The 22,278-nt window shown below is 67.7% G+C and carries 19 protein-coding genes; 3 read left to right on the top strand and 16 right to left on the bottom strand.

Going from position 1 to position 22,278, the window contains the following annotated elements; all coding sequences use genetic code 11:
- Positions 1–73 precede the first annotated feature (73 nt).
- From C560_RS0114945 to C560_RS0114935, 3 genes are all read left to right on the top strand, one after another.
- The gene (locus C560_RS0114945; protein WP_026538812.1) at positions 74–784 is read left to right on the top strand and encodes a DUF4397 domain-containing protein; all 711 of its coding nucleotides are present in this window, start codon (positions 74–76) and stop codon (positions 782–784) included.
- A 182-nt stretch (positions 785–966) separates the two neighbouring features.
- The gene (locus C560_RS0114940; RefSeq protein WP_026538811.1) at positions 967–1,539 is read left to right on the top strand and encodes an RNA polymerase sigma factor; all 573 of its coding nucleotides are present in this window, start codon (positions 967–969) and stop codon (positions 1,537–1,539) included.
- Positions 1,526–2,383, top strand: a complete 858-nt coding sequence (locus C560_RS0114935; protein ID WP_026538810.1) for an anti-sigma factor — start codon at positions 1,526–1,528, stop codon at positions 2,381–2,383. Before C560_RS0114940 ends, C560_RS0114935 begins: the two co-directional genes overlap by 14 nt.
- Positions 2,384–2,477: 94 nt before the next feature.
- Here C560_RS0114935 and dnaE read toward each other — a convergent pair whose 3' ends face one another.
- The 16 genes from dnaE to C560_RS0114855 all read right to left on the bottom strand — a co-directional run bounded on the left by dnaE (position 2,478) and on the right by C560_RS0114855 (position 22,276).
- Entirely contained in the window at positions 2,478–6,035 is a 3,558-nt protein-coding gene (gene dnaE / locus C560_RS0114930; protein WP_018772357.1) for a DNA polymerase III subunit alpha, read from the bottom strand.
- Positions 6,036–6,169: 134 nt separating this feature from the next.
- On the bottom strand, positions 6,170–7,138 hold the full coding sequence (locus tag C560_RS0114925) for an RluA family pseudouridine synthase (protein WP_026538809.1): 969 nt from the start codon (positions 7,136–7,138) through the stop codon (positions 6,170–6,172).
- 25 nt (positions 7,139–7,163) lie between these two features.
- Positions 7,164–7,742 (bottom strand): signal peptidase II, encoded by a 579-nt coding sequence (lspA, locus tag C560_RS0114920; RefSeq protein ID WP_026538808.1) that lies wholly within the window; start codon positions 7,740–7,742, stop codon positions 7,164–7,166.
- A 152-nt stretch (positions 7,743–7,894) separates the two neighbouring features.
- A complete protein-coding gene (locus C560_RS0114915; RefSeq protein WP_018772354.1) occupies positions 7,895–8,590 on the bottom strand; it encodes a DivIVA domain-containing protein in 696 nt (231 codons plus the stop codon).
- Between the two features lie 166 nt (positions 8,591–8,756).
- Positions 8,757–9,065 (bottom strand): YggT family protein, encoded by a 309-nt coding sequence (locus C560_RS0114910; RefSeq protein WP_018772353.1) that lies wholly within the window; start codon positions 9,063–9,065, stop codon positions 8,757–8,759.
- A 137-nt stretch (positions 9,066–9,202) separates the two neighbouring features.
- Complete coding sequence (locus tag C560_RS0114905) at positions 9,203–9,733, bottom strand: cell division protein SepF (protein WP_026266243.1); 531 nt, start codon at positions 9,731–9,733, stop codon at positions 9,203–9,205.
- Between the two features lie 87 nt (positions 9,734–9,820).
- Positions 9,821–10,627, bottom strand: coding sequence for a YggS family pyridoxal phosphate-dependent enzyme (locus C560_RS0114900; RefSeq protein ID WP_155855794.1), 807 nt, complete (start codon positions 10,625–10,627; stop codon positions 9,821–9,823).
- Positions 10,620–11,378 (bottom strand): polyphenol oxidase family protein, encoded by a 759-nt coding sequence (locus C560_RS22030; RefSeq protein WP_051533206.1) that lies wholly within the window; start codon positions 11,376–11,378, stop codon positions 10,620–10,622. Before C560_RS22030 ends, C560_RS0114900 begins: the two co-directional genes overlap by 8 nt.
- A 125-nt stretch (positions 11,379–11,503) precedes the next feature.
- Entirely contained in the window at positions 11,504–12,721 is a 1,218-nt protein-coding gene (gene ftsZ, locus C560_RS0114890) for a cell division protein FtsZ (RefSeq protein ID WP_026266241.1), read from the bottom strand.
- Between the two features lie 255 nt (positions 12,722–12,976).
- Positions 12,977–13,903 (bottom strand): cell division protein FtsQ/DivIB, encoded by a 927-nt coding sequence (locus C560_RS0114885; protein ID WP_026538806.1) that lies wholly within the window; start codon positions 13,901–13,903, stop codon positions 12,977–12,979.
- Positions 13,896–15,296, bottom strand: a complete 1,401-nt coding sequence (gene murC / locus C560_RS0114880; protein WP_026538805.1) for a UDP-N-acetylmuramate--L-alanine ligase — start codon at positions 15,294–15,296, stop codon at positions 13,896–13,898. Before murC ends, C560_RS0114885 begins: the two co-directional genes overlap by 8 nt.
- Positions 15,297–15,300: 4 nt before the next feature.
- Positions 15,301–16,473, bottom strand: coding sequence for an undecaprenyldiphospho-muramoylpentapeptide beta-N-acetylglucosaminyltransferase (murG, locus tag C560_RS0114875; protein ID WP_026538804.1), 1,173 nt, complete (start codon positions 16,471–16,473; stop codon positions 15,301–15,303).
- A 10-nt stretch (positions 16,474–16,483) separates the two neighbouring features.
- Complete coding sequence (gene ftsW, locus C560_RS0114870) at positions 16,484–18,016, bottom strand: putative lipid II flippase FtsW (protein ID WP_026538803.1); 1,533 nt, start codon at positions 18,014–18,016, stop codon at positions 16,484–16,486.
- 2 nt (positions 18,017–18,018) lie between these two features.
- The gene (murD, locus tag C560_RS0114865) at positions 18,019–19,620 is read right to left on the bottom strand and encodes a UDP-N-acetylmuramoyl-L-alanine--D-glutamate ligase (RefSeq protein WP_051533205.1); all 1,602 of its coding nucleotides are present in this window, start codon (positions 19,618–19,620) and stop codon (positions 18,019–18,021) included.
- Entirely contained in the window at positions 19,602–20,711 is a 1,110-nt protein-coding gene (gene mraY / locus C560_RS0114860) for a phospho-N-acetylmuramoyl-pentapeptide-transferase (protein WP_018772343.1), read from the bottom strand. Before mraY ends, murD begins: the two co-directional genes overlap by 19 nt.
- Complete coding sequence (locus C560_RS0114855; RefSeq protein ID WP_026538801.1) at positions 20,708–22,276, bottom strand: UDP-N-acetylmuramoyl-tripeptide--D-alanyl-D-alanine ligase; 1,569 nt, start codon at positions 22,274–22,276, stop codon at positions 20,708–20,710. Before C560_RS0114855 ends, mraY begins: the two co-directional genes overlap by 4 nt.
- Positions 22,277–22,278: the final 2 nt, after the last annotated feature.

The raw sequence follows: 22,278 nt of genomic DNA, 5'->3' as shown, positions 1-22,278 counted from the left end.
GACGGCCCTTGGCCGGTAGTAAGGGTGTAAGCACAACCACCGCCCCCAGCGGGGCCCCGATGAGGAGTTGGAAATGCGCAAGACACTCTCTGCAGCCACCGGAGCAATGACGCTGCTGGCAGCAGTGGCCCTGGCCTCCCCTGCCCAGGCCGGGACCTGGCACCACAGCGACGAGGGAACGGCGAAACTCTCCGTCCTCCACGGCGTTCCCGGCCTGACCGTGGACGTCTGGGTCGACGGCAAACTCACCCTGGATAACTTCACGCCGGGCACGTTGGCCGGGCCGTTGAACGTCCCCGACGGAGACCACAAGGTCGCCATCACCGGTGCCGACGCCACCAGCGCCGACCACCCCGTGATAGGTCCGGTCACGGTGGACCTCGACGCAGGTCGGGACTACACAGCGGTCGCGCATCTGGCCGCTGACGGGAAGCCCACTGCCACGCTATTCACCAATAGCACTTCCGCCAGCCCGGATGGAAAGGGCAAGCTGACCGTCAGGCACGTCGCCGCGGCCCCCGCCGTCGATGTCCTCGCCGGTGGGAACGCGGTCATTGAGGGACTCACCAACCGGCATCAAGAGACCCTCACCCTCAAGGCCGGCGCCGTCCCGGCCTCGGTCGCGGCCGAGGGAACCACTGACCCGCTGATCGGCCCGGCCGACGTCAAGGTCACTGCGGGGAAAAACACCATCGTCTACGCCTGGGGAAGCCTCGCCGACAACAACCTTGGGGTCGCCGTACAGGTAGTGGACTCGCGCGGTCACAAAGACCACGACGAGTAAGCCTTCCGCAGCTCCGTGAGGCATCCCTGTTTTCCCGCCCGGTGGGGTCGCATCAACCGCGGCCCCACCGGCACGCGCACAGTGACAGCGCGGAGGCTGACCCGGTTCGAGCATGGCGGAGTCCCCGCGGGAGCGGCATAATGTGGTCCAACAGGGGCCATTGCCGCTCAAAGGAGCACCTGATGGAGGCTGCCGCATCGCACGATTGGGACTCCGGTCTCGATCACGCATTTGCCGGCGGCGACGAACGCGTCCTCGCGGAGGCGTACCGCCGGTTCAGTCCGCTCGTCTACACGCTGGCGCTGAGATCCCTGGGAGAGCGTGCCGCTGCCGACGACGTCACCCAGGAGGTCTTCATTCGGGCCTGGAAATCACGGACCACTTTTCGCCCGGAGGCGTCGCGGCTGCCGGCCTGGCTGATCGGGATCACCCGCAATGCCATTGCCGACGCCTTGTCCGCTCGCGCCCGCCAGCGCCATCTCGAACAAGCGGCCGCTCTCGTGGCCGTCGTCCCCGCTTCCCGCCCGGATGCCGGGGACGTCGAAGAGGTCGCCGACCGCCTGACGTTGGACGAAGAACTGGAGCTTTTAGGGGATCCACAGCAAGCAATTATGCGGCTGGCGTTCTATGAAGACCTGACTCACGACCAGATCTCGTCGCGCCTCAACCTGCCGCTCGGTACTGTCAAGAGCCACATCCGGCGCAGCCTCACCCGCTTACGCACCCGCCTGGAGGTGGAACATGGAACACCTTGACGCCGAACTTCTGAGTCTGCTGGCCCTTGGCGAGCCCCTGGGCTCGGCCGCCGACGCCGACCACCTCGCCAGCTGCCCCATGTGCAGCGAAACCCTCCGGGGCCTGCAACATGCCGTGCACGTTGCCACCCTCGACACCGCAGGCATCGAACTCGAGCAACCCGGAAGCCAGAACTGGGCCGCCATCCATCAGGCCCTCGGCCTCTCGCCGGCCCTTGCCACGGATCCCCTGAGCCAGCCCAGCTCAGGGCCTCCTGCCCCGGAGACACCGGCCGCACCGGAGAAACCTGCCGCGGCGCAGGCGCGTCCGATCCACGGCGACGGCACAAAGCCGGCACCGATCCCACTGCGTCCCAGCGCCAAGGACGGGCGTGGCCGTCCCGGTCTGTGGATTATCGCGGCTGCGGCCGGAATCGTTCTTGGCACAGCCGCCGGATGGACCGCTGCCGGAGTTCTCGGACAAACCGGCACTCCCGCGCCCACCTCCACCCAGTCGGGTCCCGCTTCGACAGTCGTCGCCCAGACGTCCCTGACGCCGCTGCCCGCACATACCGGGAGCGGAGATGCCCGCGTGGAGCGACTCCCCGATGGAACCCGGCACCTGATCATCCGGCTCTCCAACGACCCCATCACCGGATTCCGGGGAGTGTGGGTCGGCTCCGCCGACCTGTCCAGAATGGTCAGCCTGGGGGTCCTCGACAATGAATCCGGCAGCTTCACCATCCCGGACGGCATTGACCTAGCCCAGTACCCCATCGTGGACGTCTCCAACCAGCCATACAACGGGAACCCGGCCCACTCCGCCGACAGCATCGCCCGGGGAACGCTCAACCCGAAAAGCTGATCCTCGGACACGATGCGTGAACCCTGGCGGGGCGGGAGGGCCCCGCGGCGCCCTGGATCGCTCAGACCTGCCTGGCGGCCGGCACCCCTGCCTGTCAGTTATCGAGGCAGGTCGGGCCGAGCAGCACCTTCAGGTCGCCGAACAGTGACGGGCTCGGGTTGACGCGGAGGTGCACCGGCAAGCCCATGACCTCCACCCGGGTGTCGCCTTGCAGGTGCAGCCGGACCTCCGAATTTCCGCGGTGGGTGCGCAGCACGTCGCCGAGCTCGGTGACCACGGCCTCGGTGGCCTTGTGCGTGGCCATGGTGATCACCACGGGCCCGTTCTGGCTGTCGCTGAGGTCCGGCACGGAGAGTTCCATGCAGTTCAAGGTGACCGCGCCGTCGTCGCGCCGCTGCAGGCGGCCCTTGACCACCACGATCAGGTCCTCCGCGAGCACCGAGGCGATGGGGCCGTAGACCTGGCCGAAGAACATGACCTCCATGGAACCGGCGAGGTCCTCGATTTCGGCGCGGGCATAGGCGTTGCCGCTGGCCTTGGCGATCCTGCGGCTGAGCGAGGTGATCATGCCCGCGATGGTGACGATCGAGCCGTCCGGCGGCCCGTCTTCGGCGATGATCGAGGTAATCGACCGGTCGGCGTGCTGGCTCAGGAGCCCTTCCAGCCCTTGCAGCGGGTGGTCGGAGACGTAGAGGCCGAGCATGTCGCGCTCGAACGCCAGCTTGTCCTTCTTCTCCCATTCCGGCAGGTCCGGGATCTCGGTGCTGAGCGACGCCTCGGGCTCCTGGTCCTCAAAGCCGGCGAAGAGGTCGAACTGGCCGATCGCCTCGTTGCGCTTGAGGGTGATGACCGAGTCGATCGCTTCTTCATGGATCATGGCCAGGGCACGCCGGGGGTGGCCCAGCGAGTCGAAGGCGCCGGCCTTGATCAGGGATTCGATGGTGCGCTTGTTGCAGACCACCGCCGGGACCTTCAGGAGGTAGTCCTTGAAGGAGGTATAGGCGCCTTCTTTTTCGCGCGCCGCCACCATGGCCTCGACGGCGTTCACGCCGACGTTGCGGATGGCGCCCATGCCGAAGCGGATGTCGGTGCCCACAGGGGTGAAGTTGAGGGCTGACTCATTGACGTCGGGCGGCAGCACCGTGATGCCCATCCGCCGGCATTCGTTGAGGTAGATCGCCGATTTGTCCTTGTCGTCGCCCACCGAGGTCAGCAGGGCGGCCATGTACTCCGGCGCATAGTGCGCCTTCAGGTACGCGGTCCAGTAGGAGATCACGCCGTAGGCGGCCGAGTGCGCTTTGTTGAAGGCGTAGTCGGAGAACGGCAGCAGGATGTCCCAGAGGGTCTTGACCGCGGCCATGGAATAGCCGTTGTCCTGCATGCCCTGGGAGAAACCGGCGAACTGCTTGTCCAGCTCGGATTTCTTTTTCTTGCCCATGGCGCGGCGCAGGATATCGGCCTGGCCCAGGGTATAGCCGGCGAGCTTCTGCGCCACGGCCATGACCTGCTCCTGGTACACGATCAGCCCGTAGGTCCCGCCAAGGATTTCGGACAGCGGTTCCTCAAGCTCCGGGTGGATCGGGATGACTTCCTGGATCTTGTTCTTGCGCAGCGCGTAGTCGGTGTGCGCGTTGGCGCCCATGGGTCCGGGCCGGTAGAGGGCCAGCACGGCAGAGATGTCTTCGAAGTTGTCAGGCTTCATCAGCTTGAGCAGGGAGCGCATGGGGCCGCCGTCGAGCTGGAAGACGCCCAGCGTGTCTCCCCGGGCCAGCAGCTCGTAGGACGCCGTGTCATCCAGTTCGAGCGTTTCGAGGTCGAGGTCGATGCCGCGGTTCATTTTAATGTTTTCGAGGGCATCGGAAATGATCGTCAGGTTTCGCAGCCCGAGGAAGTCCATCTTGATCAGGCCGAGGCCTTCGGACGTCGGGTAGTCGAACTGGGTGATGACCTGGCCGTCCTGGAAGCGGCGCATGATCGGAATCACGTCGATGATGGGGTCCGAGGACATGATCACGCCGGCTGCGTGCACGCCCCATTGCCGCTTCAGGCCCTCGATGCCCAGCGCCGTCTCGAAGACCTTGGCGGCCTCCGGGTCGGTGCTGATCAGCTGGCGGAAGTCGCCGGCTTCGCTGTAGCGCTTGGACTGGGGGTTCTGGATGTCGGCCAGCGGGATGTCCTTGGCCATCACGGCCGGGGGCAGCGCCTTGGTCAGTGTTTCGCCCATGCTGAACGGGTAGCCGAGCACGCGCGAAGAGTCCTTGAGGGCCTGCTTGGTCTTGATGGTGCCGTAGGTGACGATCATCGCCACGCGTTCGTCGCCGTATTTGCGCGTGACGTAGTCGATGACTTCGGAGCGGCGCCGGTCATCGAAGTCGACGTCGAAGTCAGGCATGGAGACGCGGTCCGGGTTGAGGAAGCGTTCGAAGATCAGGCCGTGGTGCAGCGGATCGAGGTCGGTGATGCGCATGGCGTAGGCCACCATGGAGCCAGCACCGGAGCCACGCCCGGGACCGACCCGGATGCCGTTGTTCTTGGCCCAGTTGATGAAGTCGGCCACCACCAGGAAGTAGCCCGGGAAGCCCATGGAGGTGATGACTTCGAGCTCATAGTCGGCCTGCTTGCGGACCTTGTCCGGGATGCCCTGGGGATAGCGGTAGTGGAGTCCCTTGTCGACCTCCTTGACCAGCCAGGACGTTTCGTCCTCCCCCTCCGGGCAGGGGAACCGGGGCATGTAGTTGGCGCCGGTGTTGAATGAGACTTCGCAGCGTTCGGCGATAAGAAGTGTGTTGTCGCACGCCTCCGGGTGGTCGCGGAACAGCTCGCGCATTTCCTGCGGTGACTTCAGGTAGTAGCCGCTGCCGGAGAAGGCGAAGCGCGAACCGCCGTTGTCGTAGGTCGGCTCCAGAAGCGTGGAGCCGGACTGGATGGCCAGCAGGGCCTCATGGGCCTTCGCGTCGTGCTCGTGCGTGTAGTGCAGGTCGTTGGTGGCCACCAGCGGCAGGTTCAGGTCCTTGGCCAGGCGCAGCAGGTCGCCGGTGACGCGCCGTTCGATGTCCAGGCCGTGGTCCATGAGTTCGCAGAAGTAGTTCTCCGCGCCGAAGATGTCGCGGAACTCGGCCGCGGCTTCCAGCGCCTCGCGGTACTGGCCGAGCCGCAGCCGGGTCTGGACCTCGCCGGACGGGCAGCCGGTGGTGGCGATGAGCCCTTCCGAGTACGTGTTCAGCAGCTCACGGTCCAGCCGGGGCCATTTGCCAAAGACCGAGTCCAGCGAGGCGATCGAGGAGGCCCGGAAGAGGTTCCGCATGCCCACGTTGTTGTAGCTGAGCAGGGTCATGTGCGTGTACGAGCCACCGCCGGAAATGTCGTCCTTGCGCTGGTGCTCCTCGCCCCAGCGCACACGGGTCTTGTCCGTGCGGGCGGTCCCGGGAGTCACATAGGCTTCGACGCCGATGATGGGCCTGATGCCCTGGTCGGTTGCGCGCTTCCAGAAGTCGAAGGCGCCGAACAGGTAGCCGTGATCCGTCGTGGCGAGGGCCGGCATGCCGAGCCGCTCGGTTTCGTCGAACAGCTCACCGAGCCGGGCGGCACCGTCCAGCATCGAGTACTCGGTGTGGTTGTGGAGATGGACAAACGAGTCGTTGCTGGAAGTCACCGGACCATTCTAGTGCCGCGCCGCGACGGCGGCGTGCAGCCACGGCGGTGGGGACGGATCCTGCCGGCCAGGCCGGCAGGATCCGCCGGCCCGGCAGAATGCCTGTGGCATTCAGGCCGCCCGTGCCGTGCGGCTCAGGCGTTTCCGGACTCCAAGACGCTCAGCGCGTACTGCAGGTCCTGCGGGTACTCGCTGGCGACGGTAACCCGCTCCCCTGTCCGCGGGTGATCGAAGGACAGTTCCCTGGCGTGCAGCCACTGCCGGGTCAGCCCGAGGGTGGCGGCCAGCCGCGGGTCCGCACCGTAGGTGAGGTCGCCGGCGCAGGGGTGGCGCAGGGCCGCGAAGTGCACGCGGATCTGGTGGGTGCGGCCCGTTTCGAGGTGCACCTCAACGAGCGAGGCCTTCCCGAAGGCTTCCAGGACCTCATAGTGCGTCACCGAGTCACGGCCGTCCTCAGTCACCGCGAACCGCCAGTCATGGCCCGGGTGCCGGCCGATGGGCGCGTCGATGGTGCCCGCCAGCGGGTCGGGAAGGCCCTGGACGACGGCGTGGTAGACCTTGTCCACGGTGCGTTCCTTGAAGGCGCGCTTGAGCACGGTGTAGGCATTTTCGGTCTTGGCGACCACCATGACCCCGGAGGTTCCGACGTCGAGCCGGTGGACGATGCCAGCACGCTCCGGGGCACCCGACGTCGAAATCCGGTAGCCGAGCCCGGCGAGGCCACCCACCACTGTGGGTCCCACCCAGCCGGGCGAGGGGTGGGCGGCCACGCCGACCGGTTTGTCGATGACGACAAATTCGTCATCGTCCAGCAGGATCAACAGGTCGTCCACTACTTCCTCCACGATTTCCAGGGGGTCCCTGCGGTCCGGTACCACGACCTCGAGTACGGTGCCCAGGGTGAGCTTGAGGGATTTCCCGACCTTCCCTGCGTTGCTGGTGACGTTGCCTTCGGCGATCAGGACGGCGGCCTGGGAGCGGGAGATGTCCATCAGCCTGGCCAGGCCGGCGTCCACGCGGGAACCGGCGAGGTCCTCCGTGACGGTGAAGCGGTGGTGCCCGGCGGGTGCGGTGCCGGCTTCGCCGGCCATATCGGCCGCCATGTCAGCGGCGTTTCCTGAGGCAGTTTCAGACATCGTTAGCCACCGTATCCTTCGTATGGCGCGAGCCATCCAGGGAAATCCCGCGGAGCGTGAGCAGGCAGATGATCACGACGGCGGAGACGACCGCGGAGTCGGCAATGTTGAAGATCGCGAAGTTTGGCAGCTGGATGAAGTCCACCACATGGCCCATCGCGAAAGACGGCTCGCGGAACAGCCGGTCCGTCAGGTTGCCGAGTGCGCCGCCGAGCAGCAGCCCCAGCGCCAGCGCCCACCAGAGCGAGCCGAGCCTGCGCAGCTGCAGCAGGATCGCGACAGACACAGCCGCCATGATGATCGTGAACACCCAGGTGACGTTCTCGCCGATCGAGAACGCCGCCCCCGAGTTGCGGATGTAGAACCAGTGCAGCAGCGGCGGAAAGACTGGGATCCGCTCGCCCTCGGTCATGGTGGTCGTCACCCAGAGCTTGGTCAGCTGGTCGAACACGTAGGCGAAGACCGCGAAGGCAGCGAAGAGGACAAACAGCTTTGCCCGCCGCGGACGGGCGCGGACGGGCTCTGCGGCCTCGACGGGCTGCATGGCGTCTGGTGATGGTGCGTCAGTCATAGGGCTTTCGATCGGGAGCCAGTGCGGGGACCGGGTTCTGGTACCGGCAAGCGCCGGGCACCTGGTCCGGTGCCGGCGCGGTGCGGGAAAAGGGAAAAGCCGGCGGCCGAGGAATCCTCAGCCACCGGCTTTCAGAATACTTGCTTTTTGCCCTAGCTGGCTTCGCCAACCTCGGGAGCCGCAACGGAGCCGCGGGCGTCCAGGTCGCGGAGCTGGCCTTCGATGTAGGCCTTCAGGCGTGAGCGGTAGTCGCGCTCGAAGCCGCGAAGCTGCTCGACCTTGCGTTCCAGGACGGAGCGCTGCTGCTCAAGGGCACCGAGGATCTTGCGGGACTTTTCCTGCGCATCGTTGACGAGGCTGCTGGCCTCGATCTGGGCTTCAGCGATGATCTTGTCCCGCTGCTGTTCGCCGTCGGCGATGTGCTTGTCGTGCATCTGCTGCGCCATGGCGAGCAGGCCGGCAGCGGACTCCGACGCCGGGGTGGCCGCGCTGCGTGCCGGTTCGACAACCTGGGCGGCCTTGGCAGCCTGCTCGGCTTCCTTCTTCTTGGCGGCTTCTGCGGCCGCCTTTGCCTTGGCCTCAGCCTCGGCCTTGGCGGTGTCTTCCTTCTCGGCCTTGACGGGCGCAGGGACCTTTTCCACCACGGGTGCGGCGGCTGCGGAGCTGGCAGGCGTGCCGGCGCCGGATTCGGCGAGCTTCTTGCGGAGCTCGTCGTTCTCCTGGTTCAGGCGCCGAAGTTCGACGACGATCTCGTCCAGGAAGTCGTCAACCTCGTCCTGGTCGTAGCCTTCGCGGAACTTGGTCGGCTGAAAGCGCTTGTTGACAACGTCTTCTGGCGTCAAAGCCATCTGGTCACCTCGTTGGTCTAGTTAGTCAGTAGGCCTTCCGGCCGTCAAAACTACGGTACCTAAATATGGTCTGGTTCCTCTAATTCAACACCGCAGTGTCAAACCGGAGTTTTCTTTCAGTTTGGGCCTGGGCCCGGGCAGGTCGCTGACCGGCTGCGGCGGCGGCCTAGGCTGCGATCGGCTGGGCGTACACCAGGCCCTTGACGACCCACATCGCCACGCTCACGGCCACGAACAGCAGCAGGAAGCCGATATCCAGCGACATTCCGCCCAGCCGCAGCGGCGGGATGAGCCGGCGGAGCAGTTTGAGGGGCTTGTCCGTGACCGAATACACAGCATGCGCTGTCACGAGTGCCAAACCGCGCGGCCGCCAGCTTCGGGCAAACATCTGCACCCAGTCGTAGACCAGGCGGATGATCAATGCCACGAAAAATAGCAACAGAGCGATATAGACGAGCCCCAAAACAATTCCCATGAGCTAACTCATATCTCCATGTTCATTCCGGATACCGAAGTGTCCTAAGGAAAGTGTTACTTCTATTTCAACACGGATAATTCCGCACGGATGCCAGGCAGGTGTCCCCGCCTGGCATCAGTACCGAATATTCGGGCCTAGCTCTGGTTGAAGAAACTTGCCTGCGTCTCGCTGACCTTCTTGTCGTCGCCAATGACTTCGATGTACGACGGCGAGAGCAGGAAGACCTTGTTCGTCACCCGCTCGATGCTGCCGCGGAGGCCGAAAACAAGACCGGCGGAGAAGTCCACGAGGCGCTTGGCGTCAGCCTCCCCCATGTCGGTGACGTTCATGATGACGGGGATGCCGTCGCGGAAGCTTTCGCCGATGAGCTTGGCGTCGTTGTACGACCGCGGATGGATGGTCGTGATCTGCCGGAGTCCGGTGGTCTCTTCGCGGCTCGATGCCGCACGCTTGATGGGTGTCACAGGTGCGCGATATTCCTCTTCAGCGGCGTGAGGCTCTTCCCGGGGGACCTCGCGGACGGGCGCCGGCGCACGTCGTTCCTCGCGGTCCTGCTCCATGGATTCGTCCTCATCCTTGTGCGGTGTGGGGTGCTCAGACTCGTAGTGTTCGTCGCCGTCGGCGAGCCCAAGATAGATCATTGTCTTGCGCAGAGCGCCAGCCATGGTCGACTCCTAATCTTGTCCGTAAGCGGGCCGCTTAGTGACTAGACAGCCTTGGAATCCCCGCCATTACCTTCCAATACGTCGAACTTACCGCAGGGCCGGACGCGGACCGAGAATATCGGAGCCAATGCGCAGGTGTGTCGCCCCGAAGCGGATGGCCTCTTCGAGGTCCTGGCTCATGCCAGCGGATATTCCCGTGGCGTGTGGAAATTGTTCTGCCAGCCGCCCGGAAATGCCTGCCAGCTTTTCGAAGGCAGCCGCCGGGTCCGCCCCGAGCGGGGCAACGGCCATGACGCCGGCGAGCCTGAGTCCGGGGGCGGCGGCCACCTGTTCGGCCAGTGCGGGGACGTCGCCGGGGGCTGCGCCGCCGCGGTGGGCCCCTTCGTCCTCGTCCAGGCTGACCTGGATGAAACAATCCAGCGGCGGGCGGCCGGTGCGGTCGCTTTCGACGGCCATCGCCCTGGCCAGGGCGGAGGCCACAGCTTCCCGGTCCACGGAGTGCACCGACGCGGCGTACTTCACCACGGATTTGGCCTTTTTGCTTTGGAGCTGACCGATGAAGTGCCAGCTCAGGCCCAGGCCCTGGAGCTGCGCCGCCTTTTCCGCGGCCTCCTGGTCCCGGTTCTCCCCGACGTCGGTGACCCCCAGCGACGCCAGCCGCCGGACGTCCTGCGCAGGATGGAACTTGGTGACGACGATCAGGCGCGGTGGCGCCGCCTGCCGGCCCGCGGCGGCCACGGCGGCGTCGATCCGGCGGCGGACGGCCGCGAGGTTCGCCTCCAGCTGGGCCAGGCGGGGGCCTTCCAGCGCGTCCGTCCGGTTCTCCTGATGCTCCCCCGGCGCCGCGGCAGGATTGACGGCGTCGGTGTCGGGGCCCTGCACCGGCTCAGTCATTGCCCTGCGCCCTGGCCCGGTGTGTCCCGTGTGTCCCGTCCGTCCATGCCAGCCCGGCGAAGCGGCCGGTGTGGCTGTTGCGGCGGTAGGAGAAGAGGGTGTCGTCCTCGAGGGTGCATCCCCCGGAGTATTCGATCGCGACGCCGGCAGCTTCCAGCTGGCTCCGCACCCCGGCCGGCAGGTCCAGGCCAGGGGTGCCGGTGGAGGTGGTGCACCAGGTGGCGGGCACGGCCGCAGCAACATCCGCCCGCAGCTGGTCGGGGACCTCGTAGCAGCGCCCGCAGACCGAGGGCCCCACCCAGGCGCCGATGCGGTCCGCGCCGAGCTCCCGGAGGCGGGCGACGGCGGCGGGCACCACCTCGGCGGCGACGCCGGGCCGTCCGGCGTGGATGACGCCCAGCACCGGCGCCCCGGCCGGGTCCTCGCCGACCAGGACCACCGGCACACAGTCCGCCACCAGGACGGCCAGCGGCTCTGTCCGGGAGACCATGGCATCGGCCGTGGGCGCTGCCGAATCTTGGCCGGCGGTGTCCGCGGCCGTGGATCCAACGATGGTGGCGACGTCACTGCCGTGGACCTGGTTCATGTACCGGAAGGACCGCCCGCCGAGCCCGGCGGCCGCTTCGAGCTCTGAGCGCCGGCGGCGGACCGCCACGGGGTCATCACCGACATGCAGTGCCAGGTTCCCGGCCGTGGCGTCGGTGAAAGCCACCCATACGCCCGGCCGGACTTCAGCCCGCCAGCAAAACAATCACAACACCGCCATCAACATGTCCGGAATACCTGCGTTCATACAATCCACCGTAACCCGCCGCAAAGCAGCATGGCACCGCCGGACGGCGGTGCCATGCTGAAGCCGAGCTAGTTACGAGCTATTTACTTGAGGAAGTCCGGGACATCCAGGTCATCGGAGTGCCGGCCGGACAGGTCCGGCTCCACGACGGCCGGAAGGTCGACGTCGAAGCCCGAATCGGCCGGCACGGCAGAGGGACGCTGCTGGCCCCAGCCGCCGTAGCCGGAAGCGCCGACAGTGGCGTGCAGCGGCTGGACCGGGGCGGAGGCAGGCGCCTGCGCCGGGGCGGGGGCGGCGGACGTGGGCCGCTGCGGCGCGGCCGGCAGGGACTGGTCCATGGACGGCGACGTGGCCTTGACGTCGTCGAAGCCGGCGGCGATGACGGTGACGCGTGCCTCATCGCCAAGGGCGTCGTCGATCACGGCGCCGAAGATGATGTTCGCCTCCGGGTGGGCGACTTCCTGGACCAGGCGGGCGGCCTCGTTGATTTCGAAGAGGCCAAGGTCCGAGCCGCCCTGGATGGACAGCAGCACACCGTGCGCGCCGTCGATCGATGCTTCCAGCAGCGGGGAGGCGATGGCCAGCTCCGCAGCCTTCACGGCACGGTCTTCGCCGCGGGCGGAACCGATGCCCATCAGCGCGGAACCGGCACCCTGCATGACCGACTTGACGTCGGCGAAGTCGAGGTTGATCAGGCCGGGGGTGGTGATGAGGTCCGTGATGCCCTGGACACCGGAGAGCAGGACCTGGTCGGCGGAACGGAACGCGTCCAGGACCGAGACGTTGCGGTCGCTGATGGAGAGCAGGCGGTCGTTCGGGATCACGATCAGGGTGTCGACTTCATCGCGCAGGGCGTCAATGCCGGCCTCGGCGGAGCCGGCCCGGCGGCGGCCTTCGAACGTGAAGGGGCGCGTCACGACGCCGATGGTCAGGGCGCCCAGGGACCGGGCGATCCGGGCGACGACGGGCGCGCCGCCGGTGCCGGTTCCGCCGCCTTCGCCGGCGGTGACGAAGACCATGTCCGCGCCACGGATGACCTCTTCGATTTCATCAGCGTGGTCCTCCGCGGCCTGCCGGCCAACTTCAGGGTTCGCGCCAGCACCGAGTCCACGGGTCAGCTCACGCCCGACGTCGAGCTTGACGTCGGCATCGCTCATCAACAATGCCTGGGCATCGGTGTTGATGGCGATGAATTCGACGCCGCGAAGACCGACCTCGATCATGCGGTTGACTGCGTTCACGCCACCGCCGCCGATGCCGACGACCTTGATGACGGCCAAGTAATTCTGCGGAGCTGCCACGTTACGTGTCCCTTGTTCGTGTACTAATGCGAAAACTGATCGAGTCCTGCTTGAAGCTTTGAACCTTAACCTTCGACTTGAAGGTTATAGTTATGTCAAGTAACTCATGTCTGTGACGGTATTTCCTATGCAGGGGACATTCAATAACCGGCCGGGGCGTGTCGCGCGAATACCGGGCAAATAGCCCCCGTAAGTAGTCCCGCGGGCAGCTGGACGTCCGCTGGACATCCGGCCCGCGGAGGATCCGATTGCCGGCTACCGCGTGACCGGGTGCCGGGGCACGCTGACATCGTAGACCTTCACCGGATTTTTGGGGTCGGCCGGGACCTTCAGGAGGGCAGACAGAACCCGTGCCTTCAGCTCCTTCTCCCCCGCGTTGCCCCAGACGATTGTCTGCCCGTCGACGAGTTTGAGTTCGACGGCGTCGGCAGAGGCGGCAGAGGCGTTGGAGAGCCGGGCCAGCACATCGGCCGGCAGGGCCCCAAGCACCGCCGTGATGGCCTGGAACAGGTCCTTCGGCAGGGTTCCGCTGCCGCCGTCGATCACCGGAAGCGCTACCGACGCGGCGTCGGCGGTGGTGCTGAGCTGGACACCGTCGACGTCCACCAGCTGGAACGTTTTGCCCTGCTTGACCAGGGCCACGGGAATGCGCTCGGTGACGTGCACCTGCAACGTGGCGGGCGGCAGCGCCTTCGCGGTGACGCCCTTGACCTGGACCAGCGGCTTGAGCAGGGCCGTGACCTCCTCCTCGCTGATCTGCGGCAGCGGTTTGCCCTGAAGGGGCGCGAGGGCGGCCTGAACCTGGTCCGGGTGCAGCATTTTTGTGCCGTCCACCGTGACCGTCCGCAGGGCCAGCACGGGCGAGTAGACGGCGGCCGCGACGATGCCGGCCATCAGCACGGCCACGATCCCGATGGTGCTGAGCAGGATCCGCCGGCGGCGCTTGCCCTTGGGCTCGGGGAAGGAGAGGACCTTGCCGGGCCCGTTGTCCGGTGTGCCCTGCAGGTTCTGCGGATTGCGGGCCGGGCCGCCGGCGGTCTCCGCGGCGGTCTTGGACGCCGAAATGACATCCGTGCCCGGTCCGCCGGACGGTGGCCGGGAGCCGGTTCCAGCATTAGTGCCGGCGCCGGTTCCGCCGGTGCCGGATCCCCCGCGGTAGGTGGGGCGCCTGGCGCTAGGCACCGGCGGCCTCGGCCGTCAGGGCCTCGACAACCAGCGGCCCGTAGGCCGTGACGTCACCGGCGCCGGCGGTCAGCACGATGTCCCCCGGTCCGGCGGCCGCCAGCAGTGCCTGCACAGCCTCCCCGCCGGGTCCGACAAGGCGGCCGCCTGAACCCAGGTGCTCGGCGATCAGCCCGCTGGTGACGCCTGGAATGGGATCCTCGCGGGCAGGATAGATGTCCAGGACCAGGGCCGTGTCCGCCGCGTTGAGGGCTTCGGCGAACTCGCGGGCAAATTCGCGGGTCCGGGAAAACAGGTGCGGCTGGAAGAGCACGTGCACCTTGTGCTCCCCGGCGACCGCCCGCCCCGCGGACAGCGCGGCCCGGACTTCCGTGGGGTGGTGGGCATAGTCGTCGTAGACGCGGACGCCGCGGCCCTCCCCCTTGAACTCGAAACGGCGCGAGGCTCCGGAGAAGTGGGCCAGTGCCGCCGCAGCGGTGTCCGGCGCGACGCCGAGTTCAATCGCCACGGCGAAGGCTGCGGCAGCGTTGAGCGCGTTGTGCCGGCCCGGAACCTGGAGATCGACGCCGAACGTGCCCGCCGTCGTCGAGATCCCCATCCGGCCGACTCCCGCGTCGTGCAGCCGGATGGCGGCGTCGTCGGCGGTTCCGTACAGGACCACGCGGGTGTTGCCGCGGGCCAGGGTGCGCTCGGCCAGTGCCCTGGCTCCGGGGTCGTCCGCGCACGCCACCAGGACGCCGTCGGCCGGGAGCAGGGCCGTGAAGCTGTCAAAGGAGGCATAGACGGCCTCGGCGGTGCCGTAGAAGTCCAGGTGGTCCGGCTCGACGTTGGTCACCACGGCGATCGTGGGGCGGTAGTTCAGGAAGGAGCCGTCCGACTCGTCGGCCTCGGCGACGAAGATCCCCGCCGTGCCGTGCGCCGCGTTGACCCCGAGCGCCGGGACGTTGGCGCCGATCGCGAACGAGGGGTCCAGTCCGGCGCCCTGCAGCAGCACCGTGATCATGGAGGTCGTGGTGGACTTGCCGTGCGTTCCGGCGACTGCCACCACGGTGTCATCGGCCATCGTGGCGGCCAGCGCCTCGGAGCGGTGCAGCACTGGGAGTCCGGCGGCACGGGCCGCTGCGAGCTCGGGATTGTCGGGCCGGATCGCAGAGCCGGCGACCACCGTCTGGGCGTCTCCCAGGTTGCCGGGAGCGTAGCCCACGGCGATCCGCGCCCCGGCGGCGGCGAGGTCCGCCATGACGGGCAGCGACTTGGCGTCGGAGCCGCTCACCGGGATGCCGCGGGCCACCATGATGCGGGCAACGGCGGACATGCCGACGCCGCCGATGCCGATGAAGTGAACGCGGCCGAGGGATTCCAGGGCACGCGTGCCGTGTTGGGGCTGGGTCATTGCTCTACTGCTTCCTGCCGTGCTGGTTCGTGCCCTGCTGTTTCCGACGGTGTCGGTTTCCGCTGTGCTCGTTCGAGGACGCGACTTCGAGGATGAGATCGGCCATGCGCCGGTCCGCGTTGCGGATCCCGAGCTGCTCGGAGCTGGCGGCCATCCGGGCCAGCCTCTCCGTGTCCTGCAGCAGGGGAATGATGGTCCCGCTGATCCAGTCTGCGGAGAAGGCCTTGTCATCGACGATCAACGCGCCTCCTGCGGCGACAAGGCCCGCGGCGTTCAGCGCCTGCTCGCCGTTGCCGATGGGCAGGGGGACGAAGACGGCGGGCACGCCCACGGCGGCCACCTCGCAGACCGTGGCGGCTCCGGCGCGGGCCAGCAGCAGGTCCGCCGCGGCGTAGACGGTTTCCATGCCGTCCACGTACTCCACCTGCCGATAGCCCGGCGCGGCGAGCGGCTTGCCCTCGGCGTCGTGGACGGACTTGCCGCGACCGGTGATGTGCAGGGTCTGAACTCCGGCGTCGGCGAGGGCTCCCACGGCCGCGGCGAGGGACCGGTTGATGCTCTGGGCGCCCGAGGAGCCGCCCGTGACGATCAGCGTCGGCCGGTCCGCGTCCAGGCCGAGCGCCTGCCGCGCACCGGCCCGGGCAGCCGCGCGGTCAAGGCCGGAAATTTCGGGGCGCATGGGCATGCCGACGTGCCGGGCGGCGCGGCCCAGCTTGGTCGCGGCGAAGGCCACTGCCACGTGGGCGCCGAGGGCTGCGCCGACGCGGTTTGCCAGGCCGGGACGGGTGTTGGCCTCGTGGACCACGATCGGGATTCTCCGGCGCCGGGCCGCGAGGTACATCGGCGTGCACACGTAGCCGCCGACCCCCACCAGGACGTCGGCGGCTGCCTCATCCAGGATGGAGCCCGCCTGCTTCACCGCACCGGCCATCCGGCCCGGCAGCCGCAGCAGGTCCGCGGAAGGCTTGCGCGGGAGCGGGACACGGCTGATGGTGGCGAGGTCCAGGCCGGCCGCCGGGACGAGCCGCGCTTCCATTCCCCCGGGGGTCCCGACAGCCAGGAGCTGCACTCCGGGGCGGGACTGCCGGAGGGCACCGGCGATTGCCAGCAGCGGGCTGATATGGCCGGCGGTTCCGCCGCCGGCAAGGACCACGGACAAGGGCGACTCGGTGTTCATGAAGGGCTGTTTACGCTTTCGTACGGTTCTTGGCGGCAGGGTTCTTGGCGGGGTTCTTGGTTGCGGGAGGCTTGGCGGGGTTCTTGCCTGCGGGGGCCTTGCCCACGGGGGCCTTGGGACGGGCTGCGGTGCGGGCGGCGGATCGGCTGGAGGCGGTGCTGGCGGCGGACCGGCTGGCGGCAGTCTTTGCGGCCCGGGCAGCGCGGGCCCTGCGCACGGAATTGGCGAAGGCGGCCGGGCCGAACTTGAGCATCTTCTTCGGCTGCATGCCGGGTTCCATCTGGGCCCGGGCCAGGGACAGGACGACGCCGATGGCACACAGCGACATCAGCAGGGCGGAGCCGCCGTACGAGATGAAGGGCAGCGGGACACCGATCACGGGTGCGAGCCCGGTGACCACGGCCATGTTGACGCTGGCCTGGCCCAGCAGCCAGACCATGATCGTGCCGGCCAGGACGCGGTGGAAGACATCGTGCTGGGCGACGACCACCCGGTAGATGGCGGTGCCGAGGATGGCGAACAGGACCAGGACGACGAGCGTGCCGACCAGTCCGAGTTCCTCGCCGATGATCGCGAAAATGAAGTCGTTGTGCGCTTCCGGGATCCAGCTGTACTTCTGCCGGCTCTGGCCCAGTCCGACGCCGAACCAGCCGCCGGACGCGAGCCCGTACAGGCCGTTGGTGGACTGGTAGTTCAGGTCGGAGCCGTCGGCGCAGGTCTGGCCCGTCCAGGACAGGATGCGGCACATCCGGTTCGGGCTCGTAACGGCGAGGATCGTCGCGCCAAGGGCCAGGACCGCCCCGGCGAAGCCGAAAAGGTAAAGCCGCACGCCGGCGAAGAACAGCGCGGCGGCCACGATGATCATCACAATCATGGCCGTCCCGAGGTCGTTCCCGGCCAGGATGAGGCCCAGGACCGCAATGGCGCCCGGGAGCACGACCGGAATGAGCGCGTGGCGCCATTCGTGGAGGAGCTTGGCTTTGCGGTCAAGCACCGTGGCCATCCAGAGCGCAAGGGCAAGCTTGGCGGCTTCGGAGGGCTGGAAGGTGAACGGTCCGACGTCGATCCAGTTCTGGTTGCCCAGGGCGCTGCGTCCCACGAGAAGGACCAGGCCCAGCAGGGCGATGGCCAGGAATATGAGCGGCCAGGCGAAGCGCCTGAGCCAGACGACGTTCACGCGTGAGAGGACAAACATCGCGAAGACGCCAATCGCGGCGAATCCGCCCTGTTTGAGGGCGGCGGAGTACGGCGACTCCCCCGCGGCGATCGCTTCCACGCTGGAGGCTGAGAGGACCATCATGATGCCGATGGCCGTCAGGGCCAGGGTGGAGCCAAGGATCAGGTAGTACGTGGATCCGTTGCGGGACTTGCCGGTGCCTTCCAGTGCGGACCAGAATCCGCGGTTCCAGGCACGCACCCGGGCCGCGGGCGTGACGGCGGGCCTGCCGGCCGTTGACGGGGCCGCCGAAGGCGTCTTGGTGCCGCTGGTGGCCCCGCCGGCGGCGGGTCGTGCCGCCGTCGTACGTGTGGGCGTGCTGACCATTGTTACTCCTCGCTGGTCTGAGCCTGCCCTTCCACGAGCTCGCGGACAGCTTCGATGAAGGCATCGCCACGGTGAGCATAGGAAGAGAACTGGTCCATGGAAGCAGCCGCCGGGGCCAGCAGCACGGTGTCCCCGGAGGCGGCCAGCTGCGCCGCCGAGGCAACGGCCTGGGCCATCACAGTCTCGCCGAAAATCGGCGAAGGGCCTGCGTCGGCTTTGGCCGTACCGGCAGTCTGCACGTCTTCAGTCTCGCCCTTGCCCTGCCCGATCACGGGGACATCCGGCGCGTGTCGCTTCAGGGCGGCCTGCAGATCGCTGGAGTCCGCGCCGATCAGGACCACGGCCTTGAGCCGGCTGCCCTGTTCCTGGATCAGGGAGTCGTAATTCACGCCCTTGGACAAGCCTCCCGCGATCCACACCACATTCTGGAACGCGGACAACGAGGCGGCGGCGGCATGCGGGTTGGTGGCCTTGGAATCGTTGATCCAGAGCACACCCTCATGCCGGGCCACCAGCTGGATCCGGTGGTCTCCCGGGAGGTAGTTCAGCAGGCCCTGGCGCACAGCCGATGGCTCCACCCCGTAGGCCCTGACCAGGGCGGCGGCTGCCAGCGCGTTGGCCACCATGTGGCGCGGAGCCACCGGCCCCAGGTCGGTGATCGAGGCGAGTTCGGCCGCGCTGTCCTTGCGTTCTGCGATGAACGCCCGGTCCACCAGCAGCCCCTCCACGACGCCGAGCATGCTGATGGCCGGCGTCAGTGTGGTGAATCCCACGGCCCGGCAGCCTTCCACCACGTCCGCGTCCTCGACCATGCGTTCGGTTTCGATCTGCTCGGCGTTGTAGATGCAGGCCTTCTGCGTGTTCGCGTAGACCTTGGCCTTGTCGGCCAGGTAGGAGGCGTAGGAGCCGTGCCAGTCCACGTGGTCTTCAGCGACGTTGAGGCACACGCTGGCCACCGGTGACACCGAGTGGCTCCAGTGCAGCTGGAAACTGGACAGTTCCACCGCGAAGGCGTCGTAGTCCACGGGGTCGCGCAGGGCGTCCAGGATCGGGGTGCCGACGTTGCCTACGGCGATCGCCTTCAGCCCGGCGGCCTGGAGCATGGACTCGGTCAGGCCCACCGTGGTGGTCTTGCCGTTGGTGCCGGTAATGGCCAGCCAGTCGGCGGTCTTGCGGCCCTCGCGTTCGCGGAGCCGCCAGGCGAGCTCGACGTCGCCCCACACCGGGATGTGCGCCCGCGCCGCGGCGGCGAGCAGGGCCTGGTCCGGGCGCCAGCCCGGGGACGTGACCACCAGGTCCGGCTTCTGCCCGTCGATCTTCGGGACGGACTCCACCGCTTCCTCGCCCAGCAGGACGTCCACCGCGCCGACGATCTTGAGTGTGTCGGCCTGGGCCAGCGCCTTGGCGCTGGTGGCGGCATCCACCACCACCACGCGGGCGCCGAGTTCAATGAGGGTATCGGCGGCGGCGAAGCCGGAGACGCCGATGCCGGTGACCACGACGCGCAGGCCGGACCAGTCGGAATCCCAGGTGGTGAGTCCCTGCAGCAGGGGCGAGGTGGTGAGCGGGGCGGGGATGGGGCCGGTCACAGCAGCACCACCCATTCGGCGTAGAAGATGCCCAGGCCGGCGGCGACAAACAACCCGGACAGGATCCAGAACCGGACCACCACCGTGACTTCGGCCCAGCCCTTGAGCTCGAAGTGGTGCTGCAGCGGTGCCATCTTGAAGAACCGTTTGCCCTTGGTGAGTTTGAAGTAGCCCACCTGGATGATGACCGAGAGCGTGATGAGGACGAAGAGCCCGCCGATGAAGGCCAGCAGCAGTTCGGTGCGGGACAGGATGGCGAAGGCGGCGACGGCGCCGCCGATGGCAAGGGAGCCGGTGTCGCCCATGAAGATCTTCGCGGGCGAGGTGTTCCACCACAGGAACCCGACCATCGCCGCGCTCAGGATGGCGGCCAGCAGGGCCAGGTCCAGGGGGTCGCGGACCGAGTAGCAGCCGCTGCCTGCCTGCCGCGGGGATCCGCAGGCCTGGTTGCTTTGCCAGATGCCCATGAGCGTGTAGGCCCCGAACACCATGACGGAAGCGCCGGCGGCCAGGCCGTCGAGGCCGTCGGTGAGGTTCACGCCGTTGGTCGCGGCCGTGACGATCAGGTTGGACCACAGCACAAACAAAATGGCGCCGAGCACGGTTCCGGCGAACGCGAGGTTGAGCCACGGAATATCGCGCACCAGCGAGATCTGGGTGGAAGCGGGGGTCAGGCCCGCGGCATTCGGGAAGTTCAGCGCCAGCACGGCAAAGATGATGCCAACCGCGCCCTGGAGGATCAGCTTGGCCTTGGCGTCCAGGCCCAGGCTGCGCTGCTTGGAGATCTTGATGAAGTCATCCAGGAACCCGACCAGCCCCATGCCCACCATGAGGAAGAGCAGGAGCAGCCCGGAGGCGCTTGGCCCCGGTGAGTGCGGGTTCATCATCCACATGATCAGGTGCGTGAGCCCGTAGCTGACCAGGACCGCCACGACCACAACGGTGCCGCCCATCGTGGGCGTGCCCCGCTTGGTGTGGTGGGAAGTGGGTCCGTCGTCCCGGATGAATTGGCCGTAGCCCTTGCGGACCAGGAAGCGTATGAACAACGGGGTGCCCACAAACGCGAGGAGCAGCGCCATTCCGGCGCCCATCAGCAGTGCAATCACAGCTGTGCACTCCCTTCGTTGGCGGTTGCGGCAGTTCCCTCAGCAGGTCGCTCGGGAGAGTCTTGGGTGGCACGTGGGGGTAATGCTATCCGATCCCCCAAGTGGCGCAGCCCGATGCCGTTCGATGACTTGAACAGGACCAGGTCGCCGGGCTGGAGCTCGGCTTGGAGAAGGTCGTAGGCCTCGTCCGCAGTCTCGGCGAAAACGCATTCGTCGCCCCAGGAGCCCTCGTTGACGGCTGAGACATACAGCGACCGCGCCTCCCGGCCCACCACGACGAGCCGGGAGATGTTCAGCCGCACCACCTGGGTGCCGACTGCCATGTGCTCGCGGATGGAATCCGGGCCCAGTTCCAGCATGGCGCCCAGAACCGCCCAGGTGCGGCGGCCCTGGCCCAGCTCGGCCAGCGTCCGCAGTGCTGCCCGCATGGACTCCGGGTTGGCGTTGTAGGCGTCGTTGATGACGGTCACGCCGTCGGGACGCTCCGTGCGCTCCATCCGCCAGCGGCTGGCGGCGGTCTGGGCGCTGAGCGAAGCCGCGATCTGCGCGCCGGGGATGCCTGCCGCGTGCGCCGCGGCCGCAGCCGCGAGGAGGTTGGCCATGTGATGGGCGCCGATCAGCTTGGCGGCGACGTGGTGCCGGGTTGCTTCCTGCTGTGCCGTGACGTCGGCGGGGAGGTAAAGCTCAAATTCCGGGTGCCCGTCGGCGTTCAGTTCCACATCCGCGGCCCTCACCACATCGGCCTGGGCCACGCCGGTCTGGATGGTGTTGTCCTGGTCTGTGCCGGCCGCGCGTGAGGTGAAGCCGAGCACGCGGGCCCGGGACCGGGTGGCCATCGCGGCGACGCGGGAGTCGTCCAGGTTCAGCACGGCGGTGCCCCCGGCCGGGAGCGCCTCCACGAGTTCGCCCTTGGCGACCGCGATGTTGTCGACGCCGCCGAACTCCCCGGCGTGGGCGGAGCCGACGCCGAGGACGACGCCAATCTCCGGCCGGACCATGTCCGCGAGGTATTGGATGTGGCCGATGCCCGTGGCGCCCATCTCGATGACGAGGTAGCGGGTGTCGAAGTCGGCTTTGAAGACTGTGAGCGGCACGCCGATCTCGCCGTTGTAGGACCCTTGCGGCGCAACTGTGGCGCCGTCGGCGCCGGCGGCCGTGAAGATCCCGGCGAGCAGGTCCTTCGTGGTGGTCTTGCCGGCGGAGCCGGTGATGCCGACCACGGTGAACGCGGCGCCGGCCGCGGCGCGGCTGGCCCGGATCCGGCGAACGGCTTCGGCCGCCAGTGCGCCCATGGCCAGGACGGCGTCCTCAACGACGACGGCGGGATAGCCCGTGCCGGCGGCGTCGGCCACTTCGCGCTCCACGAGCGCCAACACGGCGCCCCGGTCAAAGGCGGCGCCGACGAAGTCGTGTCCGTCGGCGTTCTCCCCCGGTTTGGCCACATAGAGGGAACCCGCCGTGGCCTCGCGGGAGTCGGTCACCACGGAGGCGGGGGTAATTCCCGGTTCCGCGGCGAGCCGGCCGTTGGTTATGTCGGCGATTTCCGCCGCTGTAAATGCAATCATCT

It is taken from the genome of Arthrobacter sp. 9MFCol3.1, assembly GCF_000620385.1.
Lineage (GTDB): Bacteria > Actinomycetota > Actinomycetes > Actinomycetales > Micrococcaceae > Arthrobacter.
This window is presented reverse-complemented; position numbering and strand designations above follow the sequence as displayed.

Coding starts and splice junctions, on each gene's coding strand:
- C560_RS0114855 (WP_026538801.1), bottom strand. CDS start 22,276: ATGATTGCATTTACAGCGGCGGAAATCGCCGACATAACCAACGGCCGG.
- C560_RS0114915 (WP_018772354.1), bottom strand. CDS start 8,590: ATGGCTTTGACGCCAGAAGACGTTGTCAACAAGCGCTTTCAGCCGACC.
- murC (WP_026538805.1), bottom strand. CDS start 15,296: ATGACCCAGCCCCAACACGGCACGCGTGCCCTGGAATCCCTCGGCCGC.
- murD (WP_051533205.1), bottom strand. CDS start 19,620: ATGGGTGGTGCTGCTGTGACCGGCCCCATCCCCGCCCCGCTCACCACC.
- C560_RS0114905 (WP_026266243.1), bottom strand. CDS start 9,733: ATGGCTGGCGCTCTGCGCAAGACAATGATCTATCTTGGGCTCGCCGAC.
- C560_RS0114925 (WP_026538809.1), bottom strand. CDS start 7,138: ATGGCGGCCGATATGGCCGGCGAAGCCGGCACCGCACCCGCCGGGCAC.
- murG (WP_026538804.1), bottom strand. CDS start 16,473: ATGAACACCGAGTCGCCCTTGTCCGTGGTCCTTGCCGGCGGCGGAACC.
- C560_RS0114900 (WP_155855794.1), bottom strand. CDS start 10,627: ATGACTGAGCCGGTGCAGGGCCCCGACACCGACGCCGTCAATCCTGCC.
- C560_RS0114945 (WP_026538812.1), top strand. CDS start 74: ATGCGCAAGACACTCTCTGCAGCCACCGGAGCAATGACGCTGCTGGCA.
- C560_RS0114935 (WP_026538810.1), top strand. CDS start 1,526: ATGGAACACCTTGACGCCGAACTTCTGAGTCTGCTGGCCCTTGGCGAG.
- lspA (WP_026538808.1), bottom strand. CDS start 7,742: ATGACTGACGCACCATCACCAGACGCCATGCAGCCCGTCGAGGCCGCA.
- ftsW (WP_026538803.1), bottom strand. CDS start 18,016: ATGGTCAGCACGCCCACACGTACGACGGCGGCACGACCCGCCGCCGGC.
- C560_RS0114910 (WP_018772353.1), bottom strand. CDS start 9,065: ATGGGAATTGTTTTGGGGCTCGTCTATATCGCTCTGTTGCTATTTTTC.
- C560_RS0114940 (WP_026538811.1), top strand. CDS start 967: ATGGAGGCTGCCGCATCGCACGATTGGGACTCCGGTCTCGATCACGCA.